This is a genomic window from Acinetobacter sp. Brlt_5, from assembly GCF_051949055.1.
Lineage (GTDB): Bacteria > Pseudomonadota > Gammaproteobacteria > Pseudomonadales > Moraxellaceae > Acinetobacter > Acinetobacter indicus.
Genome location: NZ_JAYJLP010000002.1, coordinates 40,890 through 67,873, shown reverse-complemented (window position 1 = coordinate 67,873; position 26,984 = coordinate 40,890). Strand labels below are relative to the sequence as shown.

At 46.0% G+C, this 26,984-nt stretch carries 27 protein-coding genes; 19 read left to right on the top strand and 8 right to left on the bottom strand.

Annotation, left to right across the window (positions count from 1 at the left end):
* The first annotated feature begins 56 nt into the window (after positions 1 to 56).
* The 3 genes from queC to VF685_RS02250 all read left to right on the top strand — a co-directional run bounded on the left by queC (position 57) and on the right by VF685_RS02250 (position 1,773).
* Complete coding sequence (queC, locus tag VF685_RS02260; RefSeq protein WP_005176642.1) at positions 57 to 725, top strand: 7-cyano-7-deazaguanine synthase QueC; 669 nt, start codon at positions 57 to 59, stop codon at positions 723 to 725.
* 16 nt (positions 726 to 741) lie between these two features.
* A complete protein-coding gene (locus VF685_RS02255; RefSeq protein WP_005176638.1) occupies positions 742 to 1,155 on the top strand; it encodes a hypothetical protein in 414 nt (137 codons plus the stop codon).
* 156 nt (positions 1,156 to 1,311) lie between these two features.
* Complete coding sequence (locus tag VF685_RS02250) at positions 1,312 to 1,773, top strand: peroxiredoxin (RefSeq protein WP_104471274.1); 462 nt, start codon at positions 1,312 to 1,314, stop codon at positions 1,771 to 1,773.
* 47 nt (positions 1,774 to 1,820) lie between these two features.
* On the opposite strand, the gene VF685_RS02245 is transcribed toward VF685_RS02250, so the two are convergent.
* Positions 1,821 to 2,423: a LysE/ArgO family amino acid transporter gene (locus VF685_RS02245; RefSeq protein ID WP_253097004.1), complete on the bottom strand. Its 603-nt coding sequence runs from the start codon at positions 2,421 to 2,423 to the stop codon at positions 1,821 to 1,823.
* 100 nt (positions 2,424 to 2,523) lie between these two features.
* Here VF685_RS02245 and VF685_RS02240 point away from each other — a divergent pair, with 100 nt between their 5' ends.
* A complete protein-coding gene (locus tag VF685_RS02240) occupies positions 2,524 to 3,426 on the top strand; it encodes a LysR family transcriptional regulator ArgP (RefSeq protein WP_286384721.1) in 903 nt (300 codons plus the stop codon).
* Positions 3,427 to 3,440: 14 nt separating this feature from the next.
* Here VF685_RS02240 and VF685_RS02235 read toward each other — a convergent pair whose 3' ends face one another.
* Positions 3,441 to 4,025 carry a YceI family protein gene (locus tag VF685_RS02235; protein ID WP_286384722.1) on the bottom strand — a complete coding sequence of 195 codons (585 nt, stop codon included), beginning with the start codon at positions 4,023 to 4,025 and terminating at the stop codon, positions 3,441 to 3,443.
* Positions 4,026 to 4,084: 59 nt separating this feature from the next.
* Entirely contained in the window at positions 4,085 to 4,654 is a 570-nt protein-coding gene (locus VF685_RS02230; protein ID WP_075174739.1) for a nicotinate-nicotinamide nucleotide adenylyltransferase, read from the bottom strand.
* A gap of 100 nt (positions 4,655 to 4,754) precedes the next feature.
* On the opposite strand from VF685_RS02230, the gene VF685_RS02225 reads away from it, so the two are divergent.
* Together VF685_RS02225 and VF685_RS02220 are read left to right on the top strand one after the other, a co-directional pair.
* Entirely contained in the window at positions 4,755 to 5,555 is an 801-nt protein-coding gene (locus VF685_RS02225; RefSeq protein WP_156188881.1) for an enoyl-CoA hydratase, read from the top strand.
* A 95-nt stretch (positions 5,556 to 5,650) separates the two neighbouring features.
* A complete protein-coding gene (locus VF685_RS02220; protein ID WP_005176623.1) occupies positions 5,651 to 6,442 on the top strand; it encodes a nitroreductase family protein in 792 nt (263 codons plus the stop codon).
* Between the two features lie 110 nt (positions 6,443 to 6,552).
* Here VF685_RS02220 and VF685_RS02215 read toward each other — a convergent pair whose 3' ends face one another.
* From VF685_RS02215 to purL, 3 genes are all read right to left on the bottom strand, one after another.
* The gene (locus tag VF685_RS02215) at positions 6,553 to 6,870 is read right to left on the bottom strand and encodes a hypothetical protein (RefSeq protein ID WP_005176621.1); all 318 of its coding nucleotides are present in this window, start codon (positions 6,868 to 6,870) and stop codon (positions 6,553 to 6,555) included.
* Positions 6,871 to 7,151: 281 nt separating this feature from the next.
* On the bottom strand, positions 7,152 to 8,018 hold the full coding sequence (locus VF685_RS02210; protein WP_168381677.1) for a carboxypeptidase-like regulatory domain-containing protein: 867 nt from the start codon (positions 8,016 to 8,018) through the stop codon (positions 7,152 to 7,154).
* A 126-nt stretch (positions 8,019 to 8,144) separates the two neighbouring features.
* Positions 8,145 to 11,978 (bottom strand): phosphoribosylformylglycinamidine synthase, encoded by a 3,834-nt coding sequence (purL, locus tag VF685_RS02205; protein ID WP_168381678.1) that lies wholly within the window; start codon positions 11,976 to 11,978, stop codon positions 8,145 to 8,147.
* A 1,287-nt stretch (positions 11,979 to 13,265) separates the two neighbouring features.
* Between purL and VF685_RS02200 the strand changes: the two genes are divergently transcribed.
* The 5 genes from VF685_RS02200 to ruvB all read left to right on the top strand — a co-directional run bounded on the left by VF685_RS02200 (position 13,266) and on the right by ruvB (position 18,675).
* Positions 13,266 to 14,903: a sodium:solute symporter family protein gene (locus tag VF685_RS02200; RefSeq protein WP_005176615.1), complete on the top strand. Its 1,638-nt coding sequence runs from the start codon at positions 13,266 to 13,268 to the stop codon at positions 14,901 to 14,903.
* Between the two features lie 11 nt (positions 14,904 to 14,914).
* Positions 14,915 to 15,046: a putative transporter small subunit gene (locus tag VF685_RS02195; protein ID WP_005176614.1), complete on the top strand. Its 132-nt coding sequence runs from the start codon at positions 14,915 to 14,917 to the stop codon at positions 15,044 to 15,046.
* A gap of 198 nt (positions 15,047 to 15,244) precedes the next feature.
* A complete protein-coding gene (locus VF685_RS02190) occupies positions 15,245 to 16,585 on the top strand; it encodes a deoxyguanosinetriphosphate triphosphohydrolase (protein WP_005176613.1) in 1,341 nt (446 codons plus the stop codon).
* 188 nt (positions 16,586 to 16,773) lie between these two features.
* Positions 16,774 to 17,376: a Holliday junction branch migration protein RuvA gene (gene ruvA, locus VF685_RS02185; RefSeq protein WP_005176612.1), complete on the top strand. Its 603-nt coding sequence runs from the start codon at positions 16,774 to 16,776 to the stop codon at positions 17,374 to 17,376.
* Positions 17,377 to 17,673: 297 nt separating this feature from the next.
* Complete coding sequence (ruvB, locus tag VF685_RS02180; protein WP_005176611.1) at positions 17,674 to 18,675, top strand: Holliday junction branch migration DNA helicase RuvB; 1,002 nt, start codon at positions 17,674 to 17,676, stop codon at positions 18,673 to 18,675.
* Positions 18,676 to 18,839: 164 nt separating this feature from the next.
* Here the strand turns inward: ruvB and VF685_RS02175 are convergent, their stop codons facing one another.
* Positions 18,840 to 19,037: a hypothetical protein gene (locus tag VF685_RS02175; protein WP_160243422.1), complete on the bottom strand. Its 198-nt coding sequence runs from the start codon at positions 19,035 to 19,037 to the stop codon at positions 18,840 to 18,842.
* A gap of 668 nt (positions 19,038 to 19,705) precedes the next feature.
* Between VF685_RS02175 and ybgC the strand changes: the two genes are divergently transcribed.
* The 6 genes from ybgC to pal all read left to right on the top strand — a co-directional run bounded on the left by ybgC (position 19,706) and on the right by pal (position 24,565).
* Positions 19,706 to 20,119: a tol-pal system-associated acyl-CoA thioesterase gene (gene ybgC, locus VF685_RS02170; RefSeq protein ID WP_005176609.1), complete on the top strand. Its 414-nt coding sequence runs from the start codon at positions 19,706 to 19,708 to the stop codon at positions 20,117 to 20,119.
* Between the two features lie 22 nt (positions 20,120 to 20,141).
* Complete coding sequence (gene tolQ / locus VF685_RS02165) at positions 20,142 to 20,840, top strand: protein TolQ (protein ID WP_005176608.1); 699 nt, start codon at positions 20,142 to 20,144, stop codon at positions 20,838 to 20,840.
* Positions 20,840 to 21,289: a protein TolR gene (gene tolR, locus VF685_RS02160; RefSeq protein ID WP_286384726.1), complete on the top strand. Its 450-nt coding sequence runs from the start codon at positions 20,840 to 20,842 to the stop codon at positions 21,287 to 21,289. The genes tolQ and tolR overlap by 1 nt, the downstream gene beginning before the upstream one ends.
* A gap of 3 nt (positions 21,290 to 21,292) precedes the next feature.
* Positions 21,293 to 22,477, top strand: coding sequence for a cell envelope integrity protein TolA (tolA, locus tag VF685_RS02155; RefSeq protein WP_286384727.1), 1,185 nt, complete (start codon positions 21,293 to 21,295; stop codon positions 22,475 to 22,477).
* 199 nt (positions 22,478 to 22,676) lie between these two features.
* Entirely contained in the window at positions 22,677 to 23,960 is a 1,284-nt protein-coding gene (tolB, locus tag VF685_RS02150; protein WP_373366853.1) for a Tol-Pal system beta propeller repeat protein TolB, read from the top strand.
* 35 nt (positions 23,961 to 23,995) lie between these two features.
* Positions 23,996 to 24,565 carry a peptidoglycan-associated lipoprotein Pal gene (gene pal, locus VF685_RS02145; RefSeq protein WP_005176597.1) on the top strand — a complete coding sequence of 190 codons (570 nt, stop codon included), beginning with the start codon at positions 23,996 to 23,998 and terminating at the stop codon, positions 24,563 to 24,565.
* Between the two features lie 93 nt (positions 24,566 to 24,658).
* Here pal and VF685_RS02140 read toward each other — a convergent pair whose 3' ends face one another.
* On the bottom strand, positions 24,659 to 24,856 hold the full coding sequence (locus VF685_RS02140) for an NF038105 family protein (protein WP_005176594.1): 198 nt from the start codon (positions 24,854 to 24,856) through the stop codon (positions 24,659 to 24,661).
* 188 nt (positions 24,857 to 25,044) lie between these two features.
* Between VF685_RS02140 and VF685_RS02135 the strand changes: the two genes are divergently transcribed.
* Both VF685_RS02135 and VF685_RS02130 read left to right on the top strand, forming a co-directional pair.
* The gene (locus VF685_RS02135; protein WP_286384728.1) at positions 25,045 to 26,019 is read left to right on the top strand and encodes a class 1 fructose-bisphosphatase; all 975 of its coding nucleotides are present in this window, start codon (positions 25,045 to 25,047) and stop codon (positions 26,017 to 26,019) included.
* 52 nt (positions 26,020 to 26,071) lie between these two features.
* Positions 26,072 to 26,848 (top strand): TrmH family RNA methyltransferase, encoded by a 777-nt coding sequence (locus VF685_RS02130; protein WP_168369657.1) that lies wholly within the window; start codon positions 26,072 to 26,074, stop codon positions 26,846 to 26,848.
* Positions 26,849 to 26,984: the final 136 nt, after the last annotated feature.

The following is a 26,984-nucleotide window of genomic DNA, read 5'->3' as shown; positions in this document are numbered from 1 at the left end:
GAAACGCAAAGCTTTATACACGGCTCAAATTGCTTTTTATTATTTTGGAGATTCTGATGCGCCCTCGTGCCATTGTATTGTTATCTGGCGGTTTAGACTCAACAACCTGTTTAGCGTGGGCGCAAGCGCGTTATGAATGTATCGCCCTCAGTTTTCGTTATGGCCAGCGTTCCACGACCGAACTGGACGCTGCCAAAGCCTTAACCCAGCGTGCGGGTGTAGAACATCGTGTTATTAATATAGATTTAGGTAACTTAGGTGGCTCTGCCCTGACCGATCATAATATTGAGGTACCCGAGCAGGAACAGGATGGTATTCCGGTGACTTATGTTCCGGCACGTAACACCATCTTCCTGTCTTATGCGCTGGCAGCAGCGGAAGTATTTGATGCAGAAGCCATTGTTATTGGTATTAACGCGGTGGATTATTCGGGTTATCCGGACTGTCGTCCTGAGTTTATTGAGGCTTTTGCCAATATGGCGCGTCTGGCCACCAAAGTGGGCGTAGAAGGAAAACCACTCAAATTTGAAACACCTTTGTTACATTTATCCAAAGCAAATATCATTCGCTTAGGTCTTGATCATGGCGTAGACTATAGTCAAACGGTGTCTTGCTACCAGGCAGATGACCAAGGACGTGCTTGTGGAAAATGCGATAGCTGTCGTTTACGTAAACAGGGTTTCCTAGACGCAGGTGTGGCTGATCCGACACGTTATATACCGTAATGACAAGGTAGAATCTATGAAGAATTTAAAATCAAACATTATCCTTTCTGCGATTGTGTCTACTGTAGCCGTATTCGCAACATCTGCTCAGGCCAACACAGACAAATTGCAACAGGCATATAAAAGCACCAATGTAAAATCGGCGCTGATTAATGTTTGTAAAGAAGAAACTGCAAAAGGTAAAAAGTTAAGCGCTGCTGAAGTCAGCAAATACTGTACCTGTGCGGTTGAAGCCGATGGTAAGCTGACCAATGCACAAAAATGGGAAATCCAAAGTACCATTAACCAGAAGAAAAGCCCAAGTACCCTTGCTTTTGTCCAAAAACAAAACAAAGACTTACAGGCATGTTTTGGTCCTCAGTTAACCGGTAAATTAAAAACCTTAACTGAAGAAGCCATGAAAGCCGCGCAAGCGCAGCAAAAGAAATAATCATATAGTTCCTCCAGAGGCCTGCATCCATTGCAGGCTTTTTTTTACCCAGTTTGCTGCGTTCATTTTTCTCTACCGGTAATTTGTGAGAAAACGCAGGAAATTCGGTATGATAGAGGCAATTTAAAAACTGACACAATCTAAAAGGACGATATCATGAGCGACTTGAACTTACCGAATCAGACTTTTCCGACCACCACGGCGGAAATCAATCTGGCTGAACTACAGGCGGAATGGTTAATTGTGTATTTTTATCCAAAGGATTCCACTCCAGGCTGTACCACGCAGGCGGTAGATTTTTCTGGCCTGAAAGATCAGTTTGAGGCATTGGGTGCGACCATTCTTGGCGTGTCGCGTGATTCGGTGAAAGCGCATCAGAACTTTACTGCCAAACAGAACCTGACGATTGATCTGATCAGTGATAAGGAAGAAGTGCTGTGCCAGCATTTTGATGTGATTAAAGAAAAAAATATGTATGGCAAAAAAGTCATGGGAATTGAGCGCTCTACCTTTATTTTCCATAACGGCCAGCTGGTCAAGGAATACCGTAAAGTCAAGGCTGCAGGACATGCCGAGCAGGTACTGGAAGATTTAAAAGCCTTACAAGCCAACAGTTAAACAATTGCTGGATCGGAAAAAAGCCTGATGCAAGGTCAGGCTTTTGATCAGGATAATGTCAGTAAAGACCAGGCAATACTCCACATCATCAAGGCAATGATGCAATCTAAAATTTGCCAGGCGCTTGGGTTTTGAAATAGCGGCAATAACCACTTTGCGCCATAACCCAAAGCAAAAAAGAACAGCCACGATGCCGTAATTGCACCCCACATAAATTCGAGTTGCCCGGCACCAAATTGGCTTGAAATAGAACCTAACAGCAACACGGTATCTAAATAGACATGCGGATTGAGCCAGGTCAATGCCAAACACAGCAACAATAAGGCTTTTAATGTCGGTGGCGCAGTGTCTGCAAGCTGCATCGACTTTTGCCCACACCAAGCCTGATAAAAGTGCTGAAGTCCATATAAAAATAAAAATGCGACGCCAAAATATTTAATCACAGTAAGCACTTGAGGATGTTGCTGCACCACATCCCCCAAACCAAATACGCCGGCCATAATTAAAATGGAATCAGATACGGCACAGCACACACAAATCCAAAAGATATGCTGCCCTTTTAATCCCTGTTTCAAGACAAAGGCATTTTGTGCACCAATTGCTGCTATCAATCCCAAACCCATTGCCATTCCCTGTACATAGGCCAACATCTTTTTTACTCCACCTGAAATGCAGCCATTATCTATTTTTTTATTTTGAAATAAGTAAAATTAAGGAAAAATAGGGATAGCTTAATTTTTCTCAATGAATATGTTGAACAGTAAACAATGTGAAGCTTTTCTGGCAGTAGCAGAAACCGGAAGTTTTGAGCTGGCCGCTGAACGTTTATATGTAACGGCCTCAGCAATTACGCTGCGGGTGCAGAATTTAGAAAAAGATTTGGGACAGATGCTTATTTTAAGGGAACGACCCTGCCGTACCACTCAAGCCGGACAAGCGTTATTGCAGTATTTACAACATCGGCGCCTGCTGGAACAGAACCTGCGTCAGGAATTGGCAGGTTATCATCCCCATTCCAATTTTTATCAGGTGCATATTGCCAGTAATGCCGATTCTCTTGCCACCTGGTTATTAAGTGCCCTGCAGGCCACCTTAATCCAAGACAAGATTGTACTAAAATTACAGCTTGAAGATCAGCGTCAAACCCATCACTTACTGGAAACCGGTCAGGTAAATGCCTGTATTTCTACCCAAGCTCAGGCCATTGCAGGCTGTGTCGCCGAATACCTGGGCAGTATGACTTATCGGATGGTCGCCAGCCCGACATTTGTACAACGCTGGTTTAAACAGGGTATGCATCGTGACAGTTTAAGAGTTGCTCCTGCTGTCATTTATAATCATAAAGACCGGCTGCATAGTGACCAACTGGAACAGCAGTATGGACTCACTGAATCTAGCTATCCTTATCATCAGATTCCTGATTCAACAGCCTTTGCGGATGCTATTTTTAAAGGCATCGGTTATGGCATGCTGCCCGAAGTCCAAATTGCAGATCGGCTTAAAGATGGCCAACTGATTGAAATTTTGCCTAAGGCAAAAACAGAAGTGGCACTGTACTGGCATCACTGGAAACAGCAATCTGTGGCGATTGAGAAACTGGGACAAGCCTTAAAACAACAGGCAAAGCACTGGATGAATCCGACTGACTCATGATGCTCATCATCCACTTATTGAACACGCCATTGACCTTTAAGCTGAATATTGACCTTTTCTCCAACACCACCCATCGCCTTTTTCATACCAAAATCACTACGCTGAATTTGGGTTGATGATTGCACATCCAGCAATTTTGGATTTCCTGTATTCGGTTTTAAACTGGTATGAAAAACAACCGGACGCGTCACGCCGCGTAGGGTTAAATTGCCGGCAATACGATATTGATCAGGGCCTAAAGCAGTAAAACGCGTGCTTTTAAAACTGACGGTTTTATATTTTTGGGCATGGAATAAGTCCTCGCCCAGAATCATATGTCTTAAAGAGGGTTTACTCAGCTGCAGACTGTCCACATTTAGCACAAATTGGGTCGAGGCCTGCTGCGGTGCTTTTGGATCAAAATGCATGACCGACTGCACCTGCTTAAACTGCTCTGCAACCAGTTGCACGCCCATTGATTTAATCTCAAAACCGACTTCACTTTTTGAGGTCAGGATCCAGCGCTCGGCATAGGCCGGGCTGATACCCAGCAGCATAATAGCCGCACCCAGTAAGCATTTGGTCTTTGACCTTGCTACATGTGACGGGTTCAAGTTCATCGCTTATCTCCTTGCGGCGCAACTGGCTTTATCTTGTTAACAAGATGGAGCCGGCGAGCTTAGGTGAGATTACTACGGTCTTGCGCATGATATTTGTCTTGTAATTGTTGATAAACCGGCGTGTGCTGAAAATTCTGTAAAAATTTGATTGTGCCCGGCGGGAAGGCATCGGTCCAGATTTCTCCACGAAAATAGGCTTCACGTACCGGCGTGGCAGACATGGCACCTTCCAGACTGTCAAGCTCGACCATCTCCCACTCCGGGAAAAATTGCAGATAATAGGAAGACTCATCTTTAAAATGGCCAATTAAACCGACTTTGGCTTCTGGTCCGGCCACCGTGGCCACCAGCATTTTCACCAGTTTCTGCCATTTTTCATCGTTATATACATCGACCACATGCACAAATTTGATCCGCTGCTGCTGCTCTGGGCTAAAGTTGGACAGAATCATCTGCTGGCGTTCAGCGGCAGTAAACGGATTTTTGATATTGCGTTCATCTTGTGCAGAGCCCAGTGCCAAAATCACGTTTTCACTTTGCTCCAGCGCGATTAAAATGGTCTGCATATGTGCCAGATGAAAAGGCTGGAAGCGGCCAATAAACACAAGATAATCAAATTTATAATTCATAGCACATCAACTTTTATGAACTCACCAGTTGTGGCGTCAACAATAATTTTCGCCATAATAAGCCCATAAATTCAAATTAATTGAAAGCAAGGATAGTACGATGACACTGAGCTGTATTCAACAACCCCATCCACATTTGAATGCGAATTTAGACAATGGCGTACTGACCTTAGCCATTCAGCGCCCGGAAGCCAAAAATGCCCTGTATGGTGAACTGTATCTCTGGATTGCGCAGGCACTGGACGAAGCCGATCAGAATAAAGACGTCCGCGTAGTAATTTTACGCGGAGCCGATGCTGATTTCAGTGCCGGTAACGACATGCAGGACTTCATGAAGTTTATTCAAACACCATTGCAAGGCAAAGCTGGAGATACGCCACCCTTTGTATTGCTAAAAGCTGCTGCACGTTTTTCCAAACCGCTAATTGCTGCGGTGCGTGGTGTAGCCATTGGCATCGGGGTCACGCTGTTATTACATGCAGATTTAGTCTATAGCGACAACACTGCCCTGTTCCAGATTCCATTTGTGAGCCTCGGCCTGTCCCCAGAAGGTGCGTCCAGCAAACTGCTGGTACAGCAGGCCGGTTTCCATAAAGCCGCAGAGCTGCTGCTAACTGCTCAGAAGTTTAACAGCGACAAAGCGCTAAACGCCGGTCTGGTCAATAGTATTGAAGAGGATGTATATGCCACTGCCCAGCAACAGGCGCACATTTTGGCAGCCTTACCACTGGCTTCTCTCAAACAAACCAAAGCGCTAATGAAACACAATCTGGATGAGATCATTGACTGTATTGATCATGAAGCGGAAATCTTTATGAAACGGGTCGGCTCACCGGAAATGATGGAAGCTGTACAGGCTTTTATGCAAAAACGTAAACCTGACTTTACCCAGTTTCATTAAGTATTATGCTCATCAACGTAGGTGCAGTCGCTGTGCCTACGTTTTTTATGGTTTAGTTGTTTTCTCTTTCTTTTATCTCTTTTGTGATGGTTCCCATGTCAAATTCGTCAGATCCCTCATCTTTAAACTCTGCATCATCTTCAACCGAGAAAAAACGCTATTACGAACCGGCACCACAAGATATTGATGTCGAAAACTTTCGTAAAGTCATCACCAGCCGCCGTTCGGTACGTAAATTTACCGACAAGCCCATTCCAGCGGATATTTTAGATGCCTGCCTGGATTTAGCCTTACTGGCACCGAACTCCTCCAATTTACAGCCGTGGACCTTTTATGTGGTCCAGAATCCGGCCAAGAAAAAGCAGCTGGTCAAAGCCTGTCTGAGTCAGCTGGCAGCCAGAACTGCGGCCGAGCTGATTGTTTGTGTAGCACGCACCGACCGCATTGATGAAATGGCCAAACTCAATATTTCCGAGTTCCCGTTTCCTGAAGCGCCAGCCCCGGTAAAAAAATACTATAAATTTATTCCCTATAATTATAAAACTGGCTATTTCAATGCCTTCGGTCATTTCAAAAAAGTGGCCTTTAAAGTGGCACGTAGCTTGGACAAGCAATTGCCAGTGTCGGCATTTCATCCGGCCGATGCCAAACTGTGGGCCTCGAAAACTACCGCTTTGGCCTGTGAAAATCTGGTGCTGGCCTTACGCGCTTATGGCTTTGACAGCTGTATGATGGAAGGTTTTGATGAGCCAATGGTGCGTAAAATCTTAAAGCTGAATGAACAGCAATATGTGGTGATGGTAATTGCTGCCGGTGAACGTGCGAAAGATGGCGTGTTCTTCCCGCAATACCGGTTTGACCGGGAGTTGTTTATTCAGAAAGTTTAAACAAGATGTAAAAAGTCCCACTTTTCTTTAAGAGAGAAGCGGGACTGCTGCACAAGGGAGAGCTGATTAAAAGGCTCTCCCTCTCTGTCAGATATTCCAATATTCAATAATTAAAACTGCACATCTATCATCTGAATAAACTCGAATGCCGGTTCTTCATAAGGATGGCTATCTTTTAAGGCACGGGCTACATTTGCTGCGTTATCTTCCGGTACAATGATTTCCACCCGCCATTCCTCTACTTTTTCAAGCGTGCCGACTTCCCCAATATACGGGTCTGCGCCACGTAAGGGTTTAAATTGCCCGGTGCCCAGCACCTGCCAGGCACAGTGTTCATAATCGCCGATTCCCCCACCACCGGCTTTAAATACAGCAGCTTTGGTGGCTTCCAGATGCGATTCAGGCACATAAAAAATCAGTTTTAGCATAGTCACTCCCGGTATTGATCTATCTTTCATACCGTATTGACTGGCCTGTTGTCATCTGCTGTTTGCAAGAAATGACCTAAATCCTGAATAGCGCTACATCTGTTTGAATAGATACAGCACAAATCTAAAGCAATCGTCCAGTAGTAGACAGGTCTTTGGCTTTAGATGGAGCATAGCGATGGAAGAGCGAGAATTATTGAATCTTCAAAATCGATCAGATCCTCTGTTTTGCTTAGGCTATTCCATTGAGCTCATTATTTATCTCAGCAAGGTAATCTACTTTAAATTTTTCTTAAGACGCCTACAATATTCAGCATCTCGAAATTATCCTGATCGGTGTCCAGGGTATGTGACTTAATTTGCACCTGAATATGATCATTCACCTGAAAATGCCTTAACGGAAAACAGTGCTCATTGGCACTATAGGCGCCCGAACTCGGACTGTCCGACAGCAATTGGGTAATACTTAAACGCAGGTCATTTTTTCTGGAGATGGAAATTTTATCCTGATTGGCATACTGGCTCTGAATACCCTTGCCATACAACTGGATACAGAGCTGGTTATACTGTTTTTGCAGTGCCTGCGTATACTGAAAACCATCACTCCAGACCAGTCCTTGTGGCGCGGTCTGAATTCGGGTTTCCGGGTTTTTCACCAGTGAATCATCACCCAGATGAATTAAATGTAGCCCCTGCTGAAACACCACATGCGCTTCGGTTAAAGGCTTGAGCTGAACCAGATGACTATGCTGATCAATATATAAATGCTGGTTCTGATAGGACAGCAACAGGATTTCCGGTTGATAGCCCTCCATCCAGACCGTGCCGGCAATATGATCCGGATAATCATATTCACGAGGCAGATATAAAGTGTAACGGCCATCGGTCTGAGAATGGGTGTAATAGTTGTGTTCGCCCAGCTGCACATAGATTTTGGCTTGAGCAACAGGCTGCCCACTGGCATCAAATACCTGAGCTGAAACCGACCACTTTTCACCTTGTGGCTGCGTACCAGACTGGGACTGGGTTAAACTGGAATGCAGCGGCTGAGCATATCTGACAGACTCCTGAATCTTGGCACTCTCACCACCACAACCGTTCAGCATAATCAAGCTGGTAAAAATAGGAATGACCGTTCGCATCTGCATTTTTGTTATCCACTTTTATAATTATGCTGTTTATTGTACGGTGCCGGGCAAAATCAGCTATCCCCATTTTGGGATGAAACGCCGATAAAAAAGCCACCCGAAGGTGGCTTTTCAAAATAAGGTCAATTAACCAATGAATTTACGTGCGTTACGGAACATACGTAACCATGCACCATCTTCAGTCCATTCTTCAGGTTTCCAGGAATGTTGTACGGCACGGAAGTTACGCTCCGGGTGCGGCATCATAATCGTGGCACGACCATCTTTAGAGGTCACACCGGTAATCCCTTCTGGAGAACCGTTCGGGTTCAGTGGATAGTGCTGGGTCACATTGCCCTGACTGTCGACATAACGCAGGCTGATCTGGTTACCCGCATTTAATGCGGCAAAGTCTTCAGCGCTAGCCACAGCACGGCCTTCACCATGCGCAACCGCGATTGGCAGAATTGAACCTTCCATACCATCAAACAAAATCGAGTTTGATTTTTCTACACGCACGTTCACAGTACGCGCTTCAAACACTTCAGAGGTATTGCGATGGAAACGTGGCCAATGCTCTGCACCCGGAATCAGTGGTGCTAGTTGTGACAGCATTTGACAGCCGTTACAGATACCCACACTGAAAGTTTCTTGACGGTTAAAGAATTTCTCGAACTGGTCACGCAGTTTGGCATTGAACAGCACCGATTTCGCCCAGCCACCGCCGGCACCTAAAACGTCACCGTAAGAGAAGCCGCCACAGGTGACCAGACCTTCAAAGTCATCCAGGCTGATACGACCGGCCAGCAGGTCACTCATGTGTACGTCAACGGTGTTGAAACCGACTTTATCAAACGCAGCCGCCATTTCAACATGACCATTAACACCTTGCTCACGCAGAATCGCCATGTTTGGACGACGGGTGTTGATGTACGGTGCTTCAACCGGCTCGTTCAGGTCATAAGTTGGCTGTGCGATAATCCCCTGATGGGCTTTATCTGCAATTAAGGCAAATTCCTGATCGGCATTTTCAACGTTGTCACGTAAACGCTGGATCTGATAAGACACTTCTGCCCATGCCTGTTGCAGGTCAGTACGTTCCAGCACTAAACCGTTTACGGCCAACTGGTCAGAGTTGTTGACTGTACCGACAACCGTAATTGCATCTTTCAATGTCGACGCTGCAACTTCAGCTTGTAATGCTTCCCAATCTGCTTTGGCGATTTGTAGCACCGCACCAATTTCTTCAGCAAATAGACCTGCAACTGATTGCTCTTCCAGTGCCACACCCAAGCGTGACGCAAACATCATCTCTGCAACAGTGGCCACTAAACCACCATCACCGATGTCGTGGTAAGCCTTGATTAAGCCACGGTTATTCCAGTCTTGTACCAATGCGAAGAAGGCTTTGAAGTCATCGAAGCTGTCAACATCTGGTGTCACTGAACCAATGGCTTTGTACACTTGTGCCAGAATCGAACCACCCAGACGGAATTGGCCTTTAGACAGGTCGATACGTACCAGTACAGATTCAAGATTTTTCAGTTCTGGTGTTAATGTCTTACGCACATCGGTCACAGGTGCAAATGCAGTGATCACGCCTGACATTGGCGAAGTGACAGATTTGTCTTCACCTTCATCATTCCAGGTGGTACGCATAGACAGTGAGTCTTTACCGACTGGAATGGCAATGCCCAGGGCCGGACACATTTCCATACCAATGGCTTTTACGCCTTCGAACAGTGCCTGGTCTTCACCTTTTTGACCTGCAGCAGCCATCCAGTTTGCAGACAGTTTAATGTCGCCAATCTGGTCAATTTTTGCAGACATCAGGTTGCTGATTGCTTCAGCCACCGCTAAACGTGCAGACGCGGCTGGGTTTAACAACGCCACTGGTGGACGTTCACCCATGGCCATCGCTTCACCGGTATAACCTACCAGGCTTGTGGTTGTCACTGCAGCATCCGCTACAGGCACTTGCCATGGGCCAACCATCTGGTCACGTGCCACCATACCGGTAATCGAACGGTCACCAATGGTGATCAGGAATGATTTAGAAGCAACGGTCGGGTTTTTCAGGACACGGTAAATTGCATCTTTCAGATCTGTCACTTTAGCCGCATCAAAATCATCGCCTTTACGTTCGATGCTTTCGTATGAACGGCTCATACGTGGTGTACCGCCCAGCATCACCTGCATTGGCATATCCACTGGCTTGTTGCCAAAGAGTGGATCTTCAACGGTTAAATGACGCGCTTCAGTCGCTTCACCCAATACTGCAAACGGACAACGTTCACGCGCACAGATCGATTCAAACAGCGCTAGAGATTCTGGACGGATTGCCAGCACATAACGTTCTTGTGCTTCGTTCGACCAGATTTCCATTGGCGACATGCCTGGCTCAAGCGATGGAATCTTACGTAAATCCAGTACCGCACCGAGCTCATGATCGTTGACCAGTTCTGGCATTGCGTTTGAAATACCGCCCGCACCAACGTCATGCACCGATACGATTGGGTTTTCATCTTCCATGCGCCAGCAGGTATCAATTACTTCCTGGCAACGGCGTTCCATTTCCGGGTTTTCACGTTGTACAGAAGCGAAGTCCAGGCTCTCACCCATGGTACCGCTGTCTACAGAAGACGCTGCACCACCACCTAAACCGATCAGCATGGCTGGACCACCAAGCACGATCAGAAGATCACCCGGTTGAATTGCATCTTTTTCGACATGATCCGGACGGATGTTACCGTAACCACCGGCAATCATAATTGGCTTATGGAAGCCTTTGACTTCGCCATTGACGTTTTGTTCAAAGGTACGGAAGTAACCATTTAAGGCAGGACGACCGAATTCGTTGTTAAACGCCGCACCACCGAGTGGACCTTCAATCATGATTTGCAGCGGAGAGGCCATACGTGATGGTTTGCCGTAGTTATCTTCCCATGGCTGTTCAAAGCCTGGAATGTTCAGGTTCGATGTGGTGAAACCAGTTAAACCTGCTTTAGGCTTACCACCACGACCGGTTGCACCTTCATCACGGATTTCACCGCCTGAACCGGTTGCCGCACCAGCAAATGGAGCAATTGCGGTTGGGTGGTTATGGGTTTCCACCTTCATCAGGATGTGAGCCGCCTGGCTCTTGTATTTATAAACGTATTGACCGTTTTCTTCTTGCGTTGGGTAGAAACGCTGGGTATCAAAACCTACAATCACCGAGGCGTTGTCTTTATATGCTGACAATACATCGGTTGGTGATTCTTTATAGGTGTTCTTGATCATCTGGAACAAAGACAACGGCTGAACTTCGCCATCAATGGTCCATTCTGAACCGAAGATTTTATGACGGCAGTGCTCAGAGTTGGCTTGCGCGAACATCATCAGTTCGATGTCGTTCGGGTTACGGCCCAGTTTGGTGAAAGCTTCAGTCAGATAATCAATTTCATCTTCAGACAGTGCAAAACCAAATTCATTGTTGGCTTTAACCAGTGCTTCTTTGCCCTGACCCAGAATATCAATCGAGTTTAACGGTTTTGGTGCGGTTTCCACGAACAGTGCGGCTGCATCTGCAATGTCAGTAAACACGCTTTCGGTCATGCGGTCATGCAAGATCTGTAATGCTTCTTTAGAAAGCGCTTTTACACCTTTTAGGGTAAACAGCAATCCGCGCTCCATACGGTGCACCGGAATATTACAGTTGGCAAAAATATCCGTCGCTTTAGATGACCACGGCGAAATGGTACCGACACGTGGAGTCACTAAAATTTGGACTTCGTCACTGGCAGGCTGACGTAATTCAAAAGAAGTGCCATCATTTAACAGCTCTAAAGCTGATTGTTGCTGCTGCTCGTTGAGCGCTTGGTCAAACAGATAGATCCATTGGCTATCGAAAGATTGAACAGAACTAATTGACGATAAACGTGATAATAGTTGAGTTTTCTTAAAAGAAGAATGTGCAGGTGCACCGGCCACGATAAACATGCTGATTTTGGCTCCACGGGCAGATCTTTTGGACCTCGCCACAATGTGACTTGAAGAGAGCGCATATTCTACTGTGAAATGAGCCAATCAGCTAGAGAGGATTTGATAAATCTGACAGCGAAACGATCAGAGTTTTGATAAAAATCTGTTTATTTCCAGTCAAAAAAATTGAACCGGCCGCGCAGCTTATCATATTTTGTTTCATATCGAGTAAAACTGTATTGATAATTTTTTGCATCAGAAAAATTGTATTATTTTTCAACAGTTCTATACGCATGATGAAAGCTAGCACAAGATTGTCTGAATAGCCTGCTGCAGAACCAGAAATTAAATTTTTTGTACGAATTAATCATCCTGAAAGCTGAGTACCCATATCCACCCGAAGAGAGCGTTGCTGTCATCCGCTCAGGATCTCTTTGGTCTTTGCCTTTGTGAACCTTGAACCCTGAGACTTCACCCCCTCTTAGATGGGATTTTTACGTTCAATATTTCTACTATTTTTCGTCCTGTATTCTCTTGAGTTCAACTTGAGTTATTCACCTAAAAGAAAGAATGAAAATAAGGAAATCCAACCCTTATAATCTCATACCCCGAATATGTCACAAGAGTTTTTTCCATTATGTATTTCACTCCCTAATATCAGGGATAATTTAGTAGTTAATATATCGCCATTCTCAAGAAAAAAGCCATATATAAATATCCATCCTAAAATTATCTTTGCATCTATTTGATAAATGATTACTTACCTTTCATAAAAAACACTTATCAATAATATGAAGAAATAACATTTAAAATAAATTTCATCCAATTCATTCTACAAAAATTGGTTTAAAATATAAGCTTTGAGTAGCAAGTAAAAATCGAAAAAATATGAATTTTTAAGTTTTGTTACTTTTTTTAACATTTTAAATTAATGCAAACTTCAATAAGTTTTAATCCAATCTATAAATTACTGTAATTCCTAAAAAATATTCATATATTTGACCCTGCAAAATCATAGTTTTTATTTAAAAACCACCCCTATATCAGTAAAAAACCTTACTTCCCACTGACTTCATCAGTGAATTTGATGGTTTTATGTTAAGCTCTAGCTCAATTGCTGAGGCAAGGTCCATTTTTGGACTCACCTACGTACATCTTTTTATGCTGTGGATCAAATATCGGCTAGATATTTAAACACCAGATTTCTCATTTTCTGCAGCTTTATGCTCTGCCTGTTTTAGAGCCTTAGTCCGTCACCAAAAGATTTGTTTTTTAAAATAAAGGTGCCTCGCTTAAGGAGTAATTATGTTTCAATTCACTAGTACAACCACTGTACTATTGATGGTGCTTTTTTACGGCATTACCTTTGTACTGTCGTTACGTATTAAACAAAAAAATGAAAATGTCGATGGCTATATGGTCTCGAATGGTTCTATTGGCTTTGGTATGTCTGCGGCCAGCATGACCGCAACTTGGATTTGGGCAGCGTCATTCTATGCAGCTGCCTCTTCAGGTTATAAATACGGCGTTTCCGGTGCCTTGCACTACGGCCTCTGGGGCGCGCTGATGATTTTGTTTATTTATCCTTTTGGTAAGCGCTTTCGTGAGTTGGCACCCAATGCACATACGCTGGCAGAAATTATGCATGCCCGCCATGGCAACCAGAGCCAGATGATTTTAGCAGGTTCCAATATTGTGGGAAGTGTCATCAGTTTGATGGTGAATTTTACTGCAGCAGGTGCCTTGGTCGAAATTTTATCTCCCCTAAGTTTTGTACATGGCGTCTTGATCACCGGGATTGGTGTGCTGTCTTATACCCTCTGGTCTGGCTTCCGTTCCTCTGTATTTACCGATTTTGGCCAGCTGGTGGCGATGATCGTGGCGGCGGTGATCATTATCCCAACGCTGTTCTTCACTTTGGGCGGACCGTCCCTGTTTCAAACGGGTATTCACAACCTGCAGCCTGAACAGCTCGATTTCTTCTCTAAAACTGCATTTCTAGAACAAGGTGCGCCTTTCTTCGTCGCAGTCCTGGCGTATGCCATCGGTAACCAGACCATTGCCCAGCGTTTATTTGCGGTACGGGAAGACTTGATTAAACCCAGTTTTATTACGGCGACGATTGGTTATGCCGCGATTGTGATCGGGTTGGGTATGCTCGGCTTACTGGCCCTGTTTGCCGGAATTCAACCGATTGATGGCAACTTGAATAACCTGATTCCACAAATGGCAGCGACGTATCTCTCTCCATTTATGGTGGCCCTGTTATTTATCATGGTGATCGGTGCGCTGTCTTCAACGGCTGACTCGGATCTGTCTGCGTTATCTGCGATTGTGATGACTGACATTTATGGAAAACAGATTGCCAAAAACCAACCTAATCCCAAGAAAATGCTGTTTATTGGTCGTATAACCATGATTGTCGCCACCATGCTTGGGATCATTATCGCCACTTTAAAATTTGACATTTTATCAATGCTGATTTTTGTGGGTGCACTTTGGGGGTCTATTGTATTTCCGGTAATTGTCAGCCTGTATTGGGACAAAGTGAATTCTCGTGCCTTTAACTGGTCGGTCGGGCTCGCCTTCGTCAGCTTCCTGATTGTCCGTTTTGAATGGATTCCAATCCAGGGCTTGATTGCGCTTGGCTTTGAGCTACTTGCAACCCTGGGTATTGGTGTGGTGCTGGGTCTGATGACCTTTGGTTTCTTCGGCAAAAAAGTCGGTTTGGTGGTGGGTATCTTGGCCAGTATTGGCTTCATGCCATGGACCATCGGCTTCTTGCGTGAATACGGCACCTTATTAAGTTCACTGACTGCTTATGGCAGTAGTGCTCTGGTCTGTACTGTTCTGACCTTGGTCTACAGTAAAGAACGATTTGATTTTAAACAAATCAACAAGATGGTGATTGAATTTCACCAGCTATCTGAGAAAAGTAAATAAGGAGATTTCAGATGACTAGTCAATTATTGACCCTATATGTACTTTTTTGGCCGTTGATCGCAAGCCTGGTCTTGTTCACAATTTGCTTGAATGTCTATAAAGATGCACAACAAGCCAAGGAAACTGGTGAAGGGCTGGTGTAATTTTAACTCTTCATGAAAAAGCAGGCTCATTTGGCCTGTTTTTTTATGGCCGTTTCATATTGTTTGAATCACTTGTCTATATTGAGGAGCAAGATTTTTTCTGCTTTTCATTCCCATGACAATTCATGTCGCCTCACTCTAGTACTGGGCTTGGTTTTTTGGCATGATGCAAAGCAGTAAATAATTGAATAATGATAAATGACACAGATGCGTTGGTTAGAACTGCTTTCGACAGTTCGGATTGGTAGTAAAAAGCAAAGTACTGAACAGGCGCGTAGCCCGTTTCATAAAGATTATGACCGTATTATTTTCTCGCAGAGTTTCCGGCAGCTGAACCGCAAAACCCAGGTCCATCCGCTTACCCAACATGATGGTATTCATACCCGCCTGACCCATTCGCTGGAAGTGTCCTGTATTGGCCGTTCACTGGGGATGCTGGCAGCAGAAAAAATCAAGGATCAGCTGCCTCCGTGGATTACCCCGGCCGATGTCGGCGCGATTATTCAAGCCGCCTGTCTGGCGCATGATATTGGCAATCCGCCTTTTGGTCATGCCGGTGAATATGCCATTCGTGAATGGTTTGATGATGCCTCACATACCGACTTTTTAAAGGACCTAAGTCCGGAACAGGAAGCCGATGTACGCCAGTTTGAAGGTAATGCCCAAGGCCTGCGCCTGCTGACCAAAATTGACTATCATCCGCATGATGGTGGTATGCGTCTGACCTATGCCACCTTGGGTGCCTATTTAAAATATCCGTGGCTGTCGAAAACCATGGCCTCGCAGGGCAATCGTCCAGCCAGTCAGCGCGCCAAATTCGGCTGCTATCAGGCAGAAAAAGACATTCTGAAACAGATTGCCGAACAGCTCGGCCTGATTGAAATCGGACCTTATCGTTATTGCCGCCATCCGCTGACCTATTTACTCGAAGCCGCAGATGACATCTGCTATGCGCTGATTGATCTGGAAGATGGCATTATCCTGAACATGCTCAGCTATGATGAAGTCGAGCCGATTTTCCTGAACCTGATTGGCGATTATGGCATGCCGGAAGAACTGTCTTTGGACAGCACCACCTGGCAGCAGAAAATTGCCGCGCTACGTGGCCGGGTGATGAAACGTCTGGTCGATGAAGTCACCAGTGCCTTTGCCAAGCAGCATGACCAAATTCTTTCGGGCCAGCTGAAAGGGACCTTACTGCAATATTGCTCGGCCGATATTGAAATTGGCATTAACCGGGCCAAAGAACTGGCGCGTGATAAAATTTTTGAACATCCGCAAAAAGCCGGTCTGGAAATTATTGCCCATCAGAGCCTGCAAAGTATTCTGGATGCCTTTATTCCGCTGACCACACCGCATAAAACCTTAAGCTTTAAAGAGCAGCGGCTGATGGCGATTTTGCAGCGTTCCGGTGCCCATTTTGGTCCAGATCACTATGACAATATCATGCAGGTGCTGGATATTATCTCAAAATTCTCGGATCATCAGGCGTATAACCTGGCGCAGGAATTACAAGGCAATAAAGCCGGATTCTTTTAAGTACAGCCTGCCGTTTTGGGAGAACCTCCAAAACTGCTTTATACTTTTGCGCGTGCTGACATTGCTTGTGCAACACCCCGGCCCATCGGCTGTATATCGCAGAGCATCACAGAAAAGTGGATGACTTCAAGATGCAGACGACAGGCTCGGAACTGAAAAATTTAACCGAATAGAAGTGAATAAACTGAATGATTGGATGTCTGATTGGTGAGGTGTTTGCCCTCGAAGCCCCTACGGTCTTATTAAATGTCAATGGTGTGGGCTATGAAGTCGATACACCGCTGTCTACATTTTGCCAATTACAAAAAGGCCAGAAAGTCACCTTATGGACCCATTTAGCAGTCCGTGAAGATGCTCAACTGCTATATGGTTTTCTTGATGCGCAGGAAAAAACCATTTTCCGCACCCTGCTCAAGGTCAACGGTGTTGGTCCAAAAATGGCACTCGGCATTCTATCGACTTTAAGCGTCGACATGCTGATTCACACGGTTGAACATGAAGATATTAACACCCTGGTCAAAGTACCGGGTGTCGGCAAAAAAACCGCTGAACGACTGATGATTGAACTGCGCGACCGCTTTAAAGCGATGGCTGCCGGCAATACACCAAGCAACACCAGCAGCGCACAAATCCAGTTTATGGGGAACTCTGCCGTGGCCGAAGCCGAAGCTGCGTTACAGTCACTGGGTTACAAACCACAGGAAGCACAAAAACTGGTGAATGCTGCCAAAGGCGACTTCACCGAAGCCAGCGACATTATCCGGGCAGCATTAAAGTCGATGAACAAATAGAAAACTCTATCTTGCCTCAAGGCCAGCATGACATACGCGAAAATGTCATTCGCAACTGTTTGGGGCAGGAAGTATTTGCACAAAAATCTTTCTGCGATATAGTCGAAACGAATCATCTTTTGACGAGTTTTGCGAATGACGATGGTTTTGCTTACTTTTGCCGAATGAGAAATATATTTCGCAAGGTAAGGCCAACCGCAGGTTATTCCCGAAATTTAATTTTCTTGGAACATCCGTCAAAAAGCGCTTTTGACGTCTGCCCCATTAAACTGTATTTACCTGAAGTTTACATAATATATGCAAGACCGTCTTATCAGTGGTTCTGAAAAACCCGAAGATCAAATTGATCGCGCCATCCGCCCCACCTCCCTCGATGACTACATCGGTCAACCGGTGGTGCGTGAACAAATGGAAATCTTTATTGGTGCAGCGCGCGGCCGCGGCGAAGCCCTCGATCATACCCTGATTTTCGGCCCACCGGGCTTAGGTAAAACCACCCTAGCCAATATCATTGCCCGTGAAATGGGCGGCAACCTGAAATCGACTTCGGGGCCTGTGCTTGAACGTGCCGGTGACTTGGCAGCCATGCTGACCAACCTTGAAGAAGGCGATGTACTGTTTATTGATGAAATTCATCGCCTGTCACCAGTGATTGAAGAAATCCTCTATCCGGCGATGGAAGATTACCAGCTGGACATCATGATTGGTGAAGGCCCGGCAGCGCGTTCGATCAAACTGGACTTGCCGGCATTTACTCTGGTCGCCGCCACCACGCGGGCCGGTCTGCTCACTTCGCCGCTGCGTGACCGTTTCGGGATTGTGCAGCGTTTAGAATTCTACTCGGTGGAAGATCTGACCCATATCGTAAAACGTTCTGCCAGTTTAATGGATGTCCCGATGACCGAAGAAGGCGCGGCAGAAATTGCCCGCCGTTCCCGCGGCACACCGCGTATTGCCAACCGCTTGTTGCGCCGGGTACGTGACTATGCCCAGGTCAAAGGCACCGGCGAAGTCACCCATGCAATGGCCCAGCGCGCTTTGGATATGCTCAATGTCGATAAAGATGGCCTAGACACCCTGGATCGTCGCTATCTGTCGATGTTACTGGAACGTTTTGATGGCGGACCTGCCGGGGTTGAAGCACTGGCCGCAGCCATGGCAGAAGATTCAGGCACCTTGGAAGATGTGATTGAGCCTTATCTGATTCAGCAAGGTTATGTGATGCGTACTGCACGTGGCCGGATTGCCACCAATATGGCTTATTTGCAGTTTGGCATGACCCCGCCGGAACCGAAATAACAGCAATGCCTGACCTTCATTGCTTATGAGATGATGAAGGTCTTTGATAAATAACAACTTGAATACATACTCGAACAACAATAATGATGACCGAACAACAACTAATTCAACACCTTCAGCGGCATTTTGATGAGCTGATAGAGCAATTGCAGCCAATCCGGCCCCTACCTTATAGCAAACCATTCCAGTTTTTCAGTGAATCTGAACTGAACTATCTGAACCAGCTTTTGCAAGGCAATCTCAGTCCCTGACTGAGCTTCGACTTTAAAAATGAACGCGGCAAAATCATTGATGCAGATCGAGCCGGCATTGAACAGATCGACCTGCATCGGCATGGGCACTGGTCCATTGATGCCATCCATTTTGATCAGCTATGTGTCATCCACTGGATTAGCCTGTATTTTTCTGAAGAACTTAACCCCTTTATTGAAACCTATACCCAACCACCCGCTTCAGTAAAACCGAAACAGAAGCTTGCCCTGATTCTGACATTAGTGGCTGTGCTGGGCGGAATTGGCTGTTATCTGCTGCAAGACGCTGTAGGGATTGTCTTATCTGTGGCTGCGTTCTTTCTTAGTCTGATCTGGTATGGCTTACTTTAGCTACGGCAATATTTTGCCAATAAGCAGCCTCAGCAGTTTGAGCGAACTTTCGTGATCAGCAGCTATTTCACCTTGCATCTACGCGATTATGCGGTGGAGCGGCTGTACCTCAGTCATCCGGACAGTGCCTAAAACCGCGCTATCAAAATTGCCAATAGTCAAGCACAGGCGGTATGGCAAAAAAAAGCATAAATCACGTGCCAATTCACCTAATTCAACCTGTACCGAACGATAAATATCCAATCTTGGCTCTACATTCTTTATACCTTTGCCACTGGATTTGACACCTTGTGCCATAGGAGCAAAAAGTCATTATGCTAAACTGCAAAGCCAACCCAGTCGGGCATTTGACAGAACCTCAGACAACTTCAATCCAGTTCTGTACGGCCCTTCCAGACCAAAACTGAAAATTGTAATGGAACAGTATCATGGCGAATAAATTTGAATTTCAAATTCGTATCTATATGGAAGACACCGATGCAGGCGGGATTGTATACCATGCCAATCATATTCGTTTCATGGAGCGCACCCGGACCGAATGGCTGCGTGCTTCCGGCGTCGATCATTATTGGCATCAAAACGACTATAACTTTGTCGTGCATAAAATTAATGTCAAATATATGCGTCCAATCTTAATGGATGATCTGATTACTGTTACAGCAAGTGTTGTTTCGTGTAAAGCAACGTCATTTGTATTGCAACAAAATATTTATCGTGGTGAAATCATGCTTGCTTCTGGTGAGGTGGAATTGGCATGTTTAAGTTCTGAAATGCGTCCACGTCGCCTTCCGGATGAAATTCGTGGCCTGATTCTAAAAGAGCTAGGACAGGACCAAGACTAAAAACTTATGGCACTACGTAACTATGGCAACACAATTAGAATCATCTCTACAAGTCTCTGATCTTATTTTGCAGGCAAGCCCTGTGGTACAACTGGTCATGTTGGTGCTGTTACTGGCCTCCTTGTATAGTTGGTATCTGATCGCCAAGTTACATCTCAGTTATAAAAAAGCCCAGGCTGATGATGATCATTTCCAGAAAATCTTCTGGTCTGGTGCTGAATTAAATACGCTATATAACAACGCCCAACTCAATTCCAAACGCACCGGCCTGGAAGATATTTTCTATCAGGGTCTGGGTGAATTTCTCAAATTGAAAAAACGTCATGCCCCGACTGCACAAAGTCTAGAAGGTACCGAACGTATTTTACGTGTCGGTTTAAGCCGTGACCAAGGCCAACTGGAACAAGGCTTAGGCGCGCTGGCCAGCATTGGCTCTGTGGCACCGTATATTGGTTTATTTGGAACCGTGTGGGGCATTATGAATGCCTTTATTGGCCTGGCCGATGTCGATCAGGTAACACTGGCTACCGTTGCACCGGGGATTGCCGAAGCGCTGATTGCCACCGCAATTGGTTTATTTGCCGCAATTCCAGCTGTACTGGCCTTTAACCATTACACCGCCAAAGGTGAAAGCCTCTATTCAGACCGTGCCTTGTTTGCTGAAGAGATGGTGGCCTTATTACAACGTCAGTCTTTGGGTTCAGCACGGGAACATGACTAATGGCCATTCAACGTTCCGGACGCTTCGAGCGTATTAAAAAACCCTTAAAAAGTGATATGAACGTGGTGCCTTACATCGACGTGATGTTGGTGCTGCTGGTCATTTTTATGGTCACTGCCCCAATGATTACCAGCGGCATCAATGTCGATTTGCCGCAGGCCAATGGCAATCCGATTGAATCCAAAGATGCGCCAGCCAGGGTCACTTTAGACAAAGATGGTCATTATTATCTTGAATACAAACAATATAAGGCAGAGCCACTGACTTTAGCTCAGCTCACCGAAATTTTAACAAAAGCACAAACGACTGCTTCTGCTGAAAATAAAAAATTAAATGTGGTGATTCGTGGACACAATACGCGTCCCTATGGCGATGTCATTGCATTAATGGCAAGCTTGCAAGAGGCGGGGCTTGAACAAGTTGGCTTACTCACCGAATCTGTACAATAAGCTATGAAAGATTTTAAAAAGCCACCTTTTAAGCACAATGCACTCGCTCTGGGATTTACCATTGGCGTGCATGTCATTGCCGTGGTGGGTTTACTTTATCTGGGCATGAGCCAGCCACCGGAACCACCCAAACAGATTCGGACCGTGCTGATTAAACCGGAAGATTTACCCCCAGTTACTCGTGAAGAAACCGAGTTTACTGAAACTGCACATAAAAATGTGGCAGCCGAGATTCAGCAAACCGCGACTCCGGTTGAAGATGCCCCGGTGATTCCGGTCGCACCGCCAGCTGCGCCTCAACCAGAACCGGCCAAAGCACAACCAAGCAATACTGCCGCACAGCAACAGGCCGAACAGCAAAAACGCCTGGAAGCACGTGCGCAGGCGGAAGCAGAAAAATTACAGGCACAACAGGCCCAGCGCGCCAAGGCAGAAGCTGAACGTAAAGCCCAAGCCGCTGAAAAAGCCAAGGCCACTGCACAGGCCAAAGCCGAGGCAGAAGCCAAACGCCGCAGCGAAGCTGAAGCCCTGCGTAAGGCAGAAGCAGCAGAAAAAGCCAAACTTGATGCACGTCGTAAGGCGGAAGCGGAAGCCAAACGTAAAGCCGAAGCGGCAGATAAGGCCAAGGCGGATGCGGCAGCCAAGGCGAAGGCAGATGCAGAGGCGAAACGCAAAGCCGATGCTGAAGCCAAACGCAAAGCCGAGGCTGCGAATAAGGCCAAAGCAGAAGCAGCAGCCAAAGCCAAGGCTGAAGCGGAGGCCAAACGCAAAGCCGAAGCAGCTGAAAAAGCCAAAGCCGATGCAGCTGCGAAAGCAAAAGCGGATGCAGAGGCCAAAGCCCGCGCTGAAGCAGAAGCCAAAGCTTCGGCGGCCAAACAGGCGGCTGAAGAAGCGGCACAAAAGAAAGCTGAAGCCAAACGGATTGCCTCTACAGCCAAACGCGATTTTGAAAACAAGATCCGTCGCGCCTGGGATATTCCGGTCGGCTCTTCTGGCAAAACTGCCACGGCACGGGTTACGCTGACCGACAGCGGTTCGGTAGCCTCGGTGATTGTGAACTCCAGTGATCCGGACATGAAAGCCAGTGTCGAGGCCGCGGTACGTGCCGCTGCACCCTATCCAATGCCTTCGGACCCGGATGCACGCCGTGAAGCACGCAGTTTCACCTCAAGCTTTACTGCCAAATAAGCTGACTCGCCATCCTGTCAAAAGCCGGGATGGCCTGTTATTTTTCAGTTACACTGCACAACAAGCGACAAAATTTTATTCACTTTTCACAGTGTTATAACAGTTTGGTCATAATTCTCTGCTTTAAATCTCAAATAAGCATGGCATTATGTAGAACAATCACATCAACAAGAATTATGTTTTGAGTAAATAGCGAATGATGGAAATGAAGCCTAAACATCTACTTTACTTGGCAATTTTTACCGCTTTGGGTCCAATAATGGTCTCTCAAACCCATGCCCAGCTACATCTGGAAATTGCCAAAGCACCTGCAGAAGCCCCGAAAATTGCCATCATTCCGTTTAGTAATGATCAAAGCATTTACCCGATTGTTGAAAATGACCTGAACCGTTCCGGCAAATTCACCAGCTCATCAAAAAACTTGCCGGCAAGTGCAGCAAATAATAGTCCTAATGCCGCTGCCTGGCAGGCCGCCGGTGTACCTTATGTGGTGACTGGTACCAGCAAGCCAACCGCAGATGGTGGCTTTGAAATTCACTATCAGCTGTATGATGTGCAAAAGCAGCAGTATTTATTAAACGAATTACTGACTGTACCGGCTTCACGTACCCGTCAGGCTGCGCACATGATCAGTGACACCATCTATGAAGCACTGACCGGTATTAAAGGCGATTTCAGTGGTCGTATTGCCTATGTCTTGCGGAATCCGGCCACTCCGGAGCAGCGCTATACCCTGCAAATTGCCGACACCGATGGTGAACAGCCAAGAACCATTCTGACTTCACGCGATCCAATCTTGTCGCCGGCCTGGACGCCAGATGCCAAGAAAATTGCCTACGTGTCCTTTGAAACCAAACGCCCTGCGATTTATGTTCAGGATTTATCTACCGGTTCACGTGAAAAACTGGCCAGCTTCCGTGGCTTAAATGGCGCACCAAGCTTCTCTCCAGATGGTTCACGCATGCTGTTTACTGCTTCAATGCACGGCAATCCGGAAATTTACGAGATGGATCTGGGCACGCGTCAACTCAAGCGCATGACCAATGACAGCGCCATTGATACAGAAGCACGCTACGCACCCGATGGTAAATCGTTTATTTTTACTTCAGATCGTGGCGGCTCAGTGCAAATCTATCGCTATGACCTGAACACGGGCAGCAGCAAACGTCTGACCTTCCGCGGCGCATTTAATGCGCGTGGTACTTTAAGTGCCGATGGTAAAAAACTGGCGCTGGTTCATCGTCCAAGTGGCAGCAATTATAAAGTTGCGATTCAGGACATTAATACCGGCATTACCAATATTCTCACCCCAACCAGCCTGGATGAATCTCCAAGCTTCTCACCAAATGGACAGATGGTGGTCTATGCAACCCGTGAAGGTGCGCGTGGCCTGCTGTCCATTATGTCTTTAGATGGTCGTTTCCGTATGAATTTGCCAAGTGAACAAGGTGAAGTGCGTGAACCGGCTTGGGCACCAAAATAAGAGCAACTGAACAACCAAGTTTCATGGAGATGAAAATGAACGCAGTAAAATTATTTGTATTGCCTGTACTGGCCTCAGCGCTGGTGATGACTGGCTGTGCCAACCGTAAGCCCGCAACCGATGTTCAAGCAGGACAAACACCGACCTCTTCAACCACGGTCAATACACAAGGCTTAAGTGATGATGCAGCCTTGAATGCACAAAACCTGGCCGGTGCATCTGCCAAAGGTGTAACTGAAGCCAATAAAGCATTCTTGGCAAAACGTGTGGTGCACTTTGACTATGACAGCAGCGAACTGTCGAATGAAGACCTACAAACCCTACAGGCACATGCACAATTCCTGATGGCCAATGCCAACTCGAAAGTCGCGCTTACAGGTCATACCGATGAACGTGGTACCCGTGAATACAACATGGCCCTTGGTGAGCGTCGTGCCAAAGCGGTTGAAAGCTTCCTGGTCACCACGGGCGTGAATCCGGGTCAATTAGAACCGGTCAGCTATGGTAAAGAAATGCCGGTTAACCCAGGTCATGATGAAAGTGCGTGGAAAGAAAACCGCCGTGTTGAAATCAACTACGAAGCGGTACCACCTTTACTGCGTTAAGATTGCATGATTGAGCAGAGTTGCTCAATATAAAAAAGCGCTCCATCGGGCGCTTTTTTAATACTCAAACACAAGAGCTGAGCCAAATTCTATTTAAGGTGCATCTGCCTGTGCATCTTCTTCATCTTTGGCGGGTTGCATCGACTCAATCATGTCGTGCTTGTTAAATTTCTTGTACTCTGGTTTTGCTTCATACCCCTTCCAGGCCTCTTTGACCTTGTCGGCGCTAATTTCATCTAAACTAATGCCTTCGCTTGGGGTTGGAGTCGCATCAAACTTTAACGTTGTCATATGTGTGCTCCTATATACTGGTTGATTCTGTTCCTTCACATCAACATAGCACTTTCTAGCAGACTTGCAAGGGCAAAATCACGTCAAATAGTTGAGTTTAATTTTTCTTTTAAGCTGTTCTCATCTAAAATATCGGACAAAGTTTTTTTGATCATGCCCGATCGATTCTTATTCGGAGTTTTCCTATTATGTCTTATCGCACCCTGTCCCAATTTCTACAACAACAAAGCGGAAATTTAACCCCTGAACTTGCACAGGTGATTGAGACCATTGCCAACACCTGCAAAACCATTGATCAGGCTTTACAAAAAGGCGCCTTGGCTGGGGTTCTGGGCAGTGCACAAAATGAGAACGTGCAAGGCGAAGAGCAAAAGAAACTCGATGTCATTTCCAATGATTACCTGATTGATGCCTTACAGAAACATCCTAATGTCGGCGGTTTAGCCTCAGAAGAACTGGATGAATTCACTCCGGCACAGGAAAATGGGCAATATTTAGTGCTGTTCGATCCGCTAGATGGTTCAAGCAACATCGACATCAATATGTGTGTCGGCACCATTTTCTCGATTCTTCCGGCAAAAAATGCCGTCACGCAAGCAGCTGATTTCATGCAGGCCGGTGTTGACCAGGTTGCTGCCGGTTATGTACTGTATGGCCCATCAACCATGATGGCCTTAACTGTCGGTGCAGGTGTAGTATTCTTTACTTTTGACCCGGAAGCTCAGGAATTCCTGCTGACTTCGGAAAATATCCAGGTGGCAGCCGATACCAAAGAATATGCGATTAATGCGTCTAACCAGCGTCATTGGGAAGCACCCGTTCAACGTTATATTGATGAACTGCTAGCCGGTAAAACCGGTCCGCGTGAAAAAGATTTTAACATGCGCTGGGTGGCCTGTATGGTAGGTGATATTCACCGTATTCTGTGCCGTAGCGGAATTTTCATGTACCCATACGACCTGAAAGACCCGAAAAAAGCTGGCCGTTTACGTTTAATGTATGAAGCCAACCCGATGAGTATGCTCATGGAACAAGCCGGCGGTGCTTCAACAACAGGCCGAGTGCGTATTCTGGAAATTGAACCGACCGATCTGCATCAACGTGTACCAGTGATCATTGGTTCTAAAAACGAAGTTGATCTTGTTACTGGCTACCACGCCTAATTTTCTCTGATTAACACCTGTGGGTCTGTACTCACAGGTGTGGATGTTCTCCATGCCTACCTTATTTCTCGAATCGAAAGATAATCCTAAAATTAAGCACTTACGCGGCTTGATTGAACAAAACAGCTACCGCAAAAAACAAGGTCAGACTGTGCTTGAAGGTTCGCACCTTTGTCTGGCATGGTTAGAACAAAACCGGAAAATTAACGCGATTTTCACCACCGAAAATGCCCTGAAACATCCTGATCTGAACGATATTCTGGACCAGTATCAGGGTACGGTATTTGTGATTGGCGAGTCTTTATATAAAGATTTAAGTACCTTGGGCACCACCCTTGCCTGTCTGGCCATTGTTGATTTGCCAAGTTCCAGTCAGGCGCTTGACTATCAGGCCGATACCTTAATCCTGGAAAATGTTCAGGACCCGGGTAATGTCGGTACCCTGCTACGCTCGGCTGCTGCAGCCGGCATCCAGCAAATTGTCTGCACCAAAGGCTCCGCCTCGTTATGGTCACCACGGGTATTACGTGCCGGGATGGGGGCGCATTTTTCTTTGCAGACCTTTGAAAATATCCAGCTCGAGGAGATTCTGGAACAGTTTAAAATTCCGGTCTATGTCACCAGTTCACATCGTTCCACCAGCCTGTATGCCAAAGACTTAAGCCAGCCATGCGTATGGATTCTGGGCAATGAGGGTCAAGGTGTGTCGGATTACGCATTGGCACATGCCGAAGCCGTTACCATTCCACAACCAGGCGGACAGGAATCTTTAAATGTCGCGATTGCCGGTTCAGTCTGTTTCTTTGAAATGGTACGTCAACGACTCTAATACGTTAATTTATATTAAATAGGCTGGCCCTATTAAAAAAATAGATTACACTAGAAAAATAATAACTTGTAATGTCAACCGAACCATTATTTTTAACGTTAATAGTGCCATGAAGTTAAAAATAATGGTGGGTATC